Source organism: Candidatus Chloroploca mongolica (assembly GCF_004762035.2).
Classification (GTDB): Bacteria; Chloroflexota; Chloroflexia; order Chloroflexales; family Chloroflexaceae; genus Chloroploca; species Chloroploca mongolica.
Genome location: NZ_SIJK02000062.1, coordinates 8,076 through 13,237 on the forward strand (window position 1 = coordinate 8,076; position 5,162 = coordinate 13,237).

Here is a 5,162-nt window from a genome sequence, read left to right on the forward strand (position 1 = left end):
GGTCAGATCGCCATTGACCGTCACACTCAGACTGGTCGGGCTAAAGCTGAAGTCGCTCTTGCTCGGGGTAAGCGTGTAGCTGCCGACGGGCACGCCGCTGATCGTGTAATCGCCATTGCTCGTGGTATTCGCCATGCGCGTACCGTCACTGATCGTCACGCTGCCAAGCCCGTTGCCGTTGGCGTCGGTGACACGCCCGCTGATGGTGAAAGTGAGCGGGGTCGCGGTGAAGTTGCGTCCGGTCAGATCGCCATTGACCGTCACACTCAGACTGGTCGGGCTAAAGCTGAAGTCGTCCTTGCTCGGCGTAAGCGTATAGCTGCCGGCGGGCACATCGCTGATGGTGTAATCGCCATTGCTCGTAGTATTCGCCATGCGCGTGCCGTCGCTGATCGTCACGTCGCTGAGACCGTTGCCGTTGGCGTCGGTGACGCGCCCGCTGATGGTGTAGGTGCTTGCAACAACGGTGTAATTGACCGTGTTACTCCATACGCCACTGGCAACGTCCTGGATGCGGTAGGTGTATGCTCCGATCTGGGCATTGGCAGGCATGGTATAAAGCCTAGCAAAGTTACCACCCGTATCGGCTTGCAAATTTTCCTCGTGGTAGGCACCATTGGGCAGACGAATGGAGAGGAACAGCGGGCCATTAGGCGTGAAGCCACTCGCATTCTGTTGCTGACTCACGCCATGAGCGACTTGCAAGGGTGATAGAGAGACCTGCGGGGTAGCAGTGAGCACAAACTTGACCGCATCAATGCCGACCCGGCGCGAGTTGGTGCCCTCGGAGGTGCTGTCGGTAATCTGCACGTAACAGGATCCGCCCGCACCACACTGGACACTGGTGAGCTTATTCCACCTGCCGGCGTTGGCGGCCTGGTTCCAGGCAACATTGGTATCGCCACCCGAGTGATGTACTTTGTACGTGACCGAGCTTGACGCCGACGTCAGCGCAGGGTACCAGACATAGACATCGTAGGTGCCAGCGAAGGGCAGGGTGGGTTGCCACTTACCCCAGTCGAGGGCCTGATTCTGGGTATTGTAGGTCCAGTAGGCGTGCCCGTTGAAGGTACTGCTATCTTGCACCACACCCCAGGATCCAGCCGACTCATGCTTGCTGAAACACCCGTCCCTATTATCGCAGAGGATCTCGAGGGGGGCATCGCCCACGGTGAAGCGTCGTCGAGGAGGCAAGTTGCTTGCGACCGCGCCATCACCGGATACGACGCTCCACTCGTAGGAGCCGGCATTGAGGTTATTCGCCGTCCAGCTCGTACTGTCTATCCAACCGCTCTCAGTTACCTTGATCCCATCGCGATAGACCACAACGGCATAGTCGCGGTAGTTGCGCGGCTTATTATCTGGGTCGCCGTTATCGCTCCACGTCAGGGTGACGCCGCCGCTCGCAAAGCGAGCACCATCGGCGGGGGACACGAGGGAGGGCGGGTTGGGGGGTTGGTTGGGAGGAGCACCGCTTCCGATGGCACCATCGTTGTAGATCTGCCCATTGGGTGAACACTGACGTGAGCCATCGCGTACACGGATCATGCAGCCGACATAGGCTGATGCGCCATTCTCTACCGTCCAGCCTCCAATATCGAGACCATGTATCGCCTTATCTGCGTTGTTCAAATAGGTCGCAAAATGAACATGAGGGCCGGTCGCACTACCGCCGCACCCGGACTGGGCTGAGATATTGCCTAGAAATTGGCCCCGTGAGACTGTTTGCCCATAGCCGACGGCGATATTGATGGCGTGGTAGTACGTCGTTTTCCATCCACCGCCATGCTCAATCCTGATATAGTTTGGGCACGAAGATGAGTAGTAGGCCACACCATCGCGAGCGGCAACGATTCTCCCACTGCCGCCTGCAAAGTCAATGGCATTGCGAACAGACCCACTTACAGCAATATGGGGTCCACCAGTCAGGGCCCACGTCTCGCCAGTCGGCCAGGGTAGGCTTAGCTCCCCCGATCCGTCACCCTGGGGCGATATTGAAGGGCCAAGGACGCGCTGCGCATCTTCGCTGAGCAGACCAGGTGGGGTCAACATGACCCATTGTGTAAAGTGTGGGTCTATGTCGAGCGCGATATCCCAGCCTTGCGGTTGCTGTTGCTGTGCAAGAAACAGCCATGTGCGAGGGCTTGCAGCGCTGTCCAGCGGGGCTGGAGCAATCACATTCCCAAAGGCCCAGTTGTCGACATATTGGATATCCGATACTATGACTGCGGGTAGTGGTTGCGGTGTGAGGTATTCAGCGAGCCTACTTGTCACTGCATCGACAAGCGTGTCTGCTTGTTCTGCAGTCGATCCCACTATAGTGGCCGAGACCTGCCTGGCCAGTGGCGCGACGAGTAGAACCATGAGCAGTAGCGTGACAAGACTCGCCAGGTGGTGAAGGGTGGTTGAGCGTTTCATGGTTGATCCTTTGTGTGATGTGGGCACTGTGATGATCGTTGAAATCTGCGCTGGAACATCCGAAGTTGTAATTTTTTACCTATATTCATCTCCATATTGTAGAGTTCATTCCTCTCCCCTGCTACCTGTCATTCTTGAGTGAGAAGAAAGTCCTACTTGTCAGTAGTCCTTGCACCTATTTGTTGTTTCAGATTCACTATGGTTGCCTCTGTCTCCGCGCTTTGCCTCCGCGATTGTTTACTTTCATAAAAGTGAACTAGCCCACGGGATCTTTTCCAACGCGAGTTGGATAGGTTCTCTTTTTTCTGGGGCACCCTGCCAGGTGTGCGCCGCAGGGTTTCCCATGCACCCGACTAGGTGTCCCGGCACAGACATAGTCGGGCTGAGCAATCAATCAGCGCCCTCGGTTCGACCAGGCGAAGTCTCCCTGCGCCAGTTCGCTCAGGTTACGCAGGTGGGCCAACCAAGAGCCGAGCCATTGACGACCACGCCCAGGAAGATGCCATCGCCCTGCTTGCCTTCCTGGGTGCGCGGGCGGGACGCCCGCTTCGGGAGCACACGCCCCCGCTCCCACGGCACTCCCTTGCCTATGCTTCTTTCCTCCGGTAGTACGCCACCGCCGCGCCGGTGCGATGTTCTACCCCGAGCTTGTGGCAGGCGCGTAGGATGTGCTGCCTGACGGTGGAAATTGACACGTCCAGGTGGGTCGCAATCGCATCGTCACGCAAGCCCTCTACCACCAGATCAAGCACGCGGTGCTCCTGCGGGCTCAGTGTGGTCTGCTTCTGCCCTGTGTCGTCGCCTACGTGCGGCCAGTAGCGCACGGCGTAGCGCACCGCTGCTGCGGTGCGGTTCGGCGCACCCAGCTTTACGCAGACGTGACGCACATAGTGGCGCACCGTCCAGGGGCTGAGGAAGAGCTGTAAGGCGATCTGACGGTCACTGGCACCACTTGCCACCAGGGTCATCACGTCGTGCTCGCGTGTGGTAAGCAGATTGTCTCGTTGGGAAGTCATTGGGTTGATCATCGCTGAACTGCCGCCGCCCGTAGCACCATCGGGATCTGCTCCGTTGGGCCTCGATTGCTTCGCTATCATTCGCCTCTATAAAAGTCAACCAGATCACCAGACGTTTTCCAACGTCAGCGAACGCGATGCGGGGATCAGAGAAACGTTTGCACGATGCTCATGCCAAGATGTATAATCGGTATTCACTGCACGACTATTGTTGGCGCACGCTATGTTCGGGGTTTGGTCACTCTCTGAGGATCGTGAGGAAAGCTATGGTTCTGATTGTTGGCGCGAGTGGCACGCTCGTGCGTCCCACCGCGTTTCTCGCGACTCACGCCTACGGGCTCATCGGCAAGCCGCAGATCGAGCAGGGCAAGGTGACGATCTTTGGGCGTGGTACGGGCCGACGGAACGTTGTCGCGGTGCAGGATATTGCCCAACTCATTAGCATCACACGTTCGCCAGCTAATGGCTCCTAACCCGCTGCGTGGCCTCTGGCAGATGAGCCGCCCGCTCATTTTGCCTAGCGGGGTGCTGGCCTATGCGGTTGGGGTTGCCATGGCCAGGTACGCAGGCCACCCGATCATTTGGGGCGATCAGGCGCTTGCGTTGACCCTCACGATGCTGGCTAACCTGGCGGCTCACTATGCGGATGAGTATGCCGATGCTGACACCGATGCGCTTGCGGTTCACACTGGTATCTCTGGCGGAAGCGGCGCGATTGCCGCAGGGTTGGCCACGCCCACGCTAGCGTTCAACGCCGCACTCTTTGTTAGCGCCTTGACGATCGTGGTCGGCATCGGAGCGGTGCTCAGTGGTCGGTTGCCTCTGGCGGCCGGTCTCATCCTGCTGATTGGTCTCAGCGGCGGCTGGGCCTACTCGCTGCCGCCCCTGGCGCTCGAGCGGCGCGGATTGGGGGAGATCACGAATGCCCTGCTCGGCGGCCTCCTTATGCCCTTGATGGCCTATGCCACTGCCGCCCACCACGCGCCGCCGCTCGAGGCCTATCTCCAACTCGCCCCGATGGTGGCGGCTGCGCTCACCTGCATCCTGGGGGTGCATTGGGCCGACCGCAACGCCGATGCCCTGGTTGGCAAACGCACCCTGGCGGTCATCCTCGGCCAGCGGTTGCGCTGGCTCTGGTGGGCATGTATTGCCCTGGCTTATCTGCTGCCGCTGCTGCTCATGCCGCACATCATCCCCGCTGCCGTCGCGCTTGCGGGCCTGCTCACGCTGCCGCTCGGCCTCTATGTTGGCTTCCGTGCGACCCGTACCGACTCAGCCGTTCCGGGCGCGGGGCTGATGATCGCGCTGATGCTCGCCCATACCGTTGCCTACTGGGTGTGACCCATTGAGGGGCAAGCAGCCCATCTGGTGCCTCCAGGCCCAGGCTTTTGCCAGGAAGGTTGACCCGTATTGACGCAAAGGCGCAAAGGCGCAAAGCTGCGCATGCAACCCCCTTACCCCTTTGCGCCGTTGCGTCAAACAAACCACCGCACAGTGACGCGCAAGCGCCTTCGGTGAAAGACCATGGATGTTACGCTCCAGCTTCCTGCTGGCCAAGCCAGGCCGTCAGATCGCTGAGCGTGTCAAACTCCAGCAAGGCCTCGCTTAACGTGAGTAACTGCTCGGGCGTCAGATCCAGCACGGTGTACCGGGTGGCCTCAGGCAGTTGCCCCACTTTGCGTTCGAGCAAACGGAGGATGAGCGCCTGGCGTTCCTCTTGCCGCCCCT

At 59.6% G+C, this 5,162-nt stretch carries 5 protein-coding genes; 2 read left to right on the plus strand and 3 right to left on the minus strand.

From position 1 onward, the window contains the following. On the minus strand, positions 1–2,052 hold a 2,052-nt coding region (locus tag EYB53_RS21335; protein WP_205712717.1), incomplete at its 3' end, for a golvesin C-terminal-like domain-containing protein. A gap of 953 nt (positions 2,053–3,005) precedes the next feature. Further along, a complete protein-coding gene (locus EYB53_RS21340) occupies positions 3,006–3,434 on the minus strand; it encodes a response regulator transcription factor (RefSeq protein ID WP_167857537.1) in 429 nt (142 codons plus the stop codon). Positions 3,435–3,700: 266 nt separating this feature from the next. Between EYB53_RS21340 and EYB53_RS21345 the strand changes: the two genes are divergently transcribed. Next, a complete protein-coding gene (locus EYB53_RS21345) occupies positions 3,701–3,907 on the plus strand; it encodes a hypothetical protein (RefSeq protein ID WP_097653998.1) in 207 nt (68 codons plus the stop codon). Then, positions 3,897–4,775, plus strand: a complete 879-nt coding sequence (locus EYB53_RS21350; RefSeq protein WP_135480857.1) for a prenyltransferase — start codon at positions 3,897–3,899, stop codon at positions 4,773–4,775. Before EYB53_RS21345 ends, EYB53_RS21350 begins: the two co-directional genes overlap by 11 nt. Before the next feature lie 190 nt (positions 4,776–4,965). On the opposite strand, the gene EYB53_RS21355 is transcribed toward EYB53_RS21350, so the two are convergent. Continuing rightward, a partial coding sequence (locus tag EYB53_RS21355) for a DUF4351 domain-containing protein (protein WP_167857538.1) occupies positions 4,966–5,162 on the minus strand: 197 nt, incomplete at its 5' end.

What these genes read in the sequence shown, in the direction of transcription:
- EYB53_RS21340 (WP_167857537.1), bottom strand. Translation starts at nt 3,434, where the DNA reads ATGACTTCCCAACGAGACAATCTGCTTACCACACGCGAGCACGACGTG.
- EYB53_RS21345 (WP_097653998.1), top strand. Translation starts at nt 3,701, where the DNA reads ATGGTTCTGATTGTTGGCGCGAGTGGCACGCTCGTGCGTCCCACCGCG.
- EYB53_RS21350 (WP_135480857.1), top strand. Translation starts at nt 3,897, where the DNA reads ATGGCTCCTAACCCGCTGCGTGGCCTCTGGCAGATGAGCCGCCCGCTC.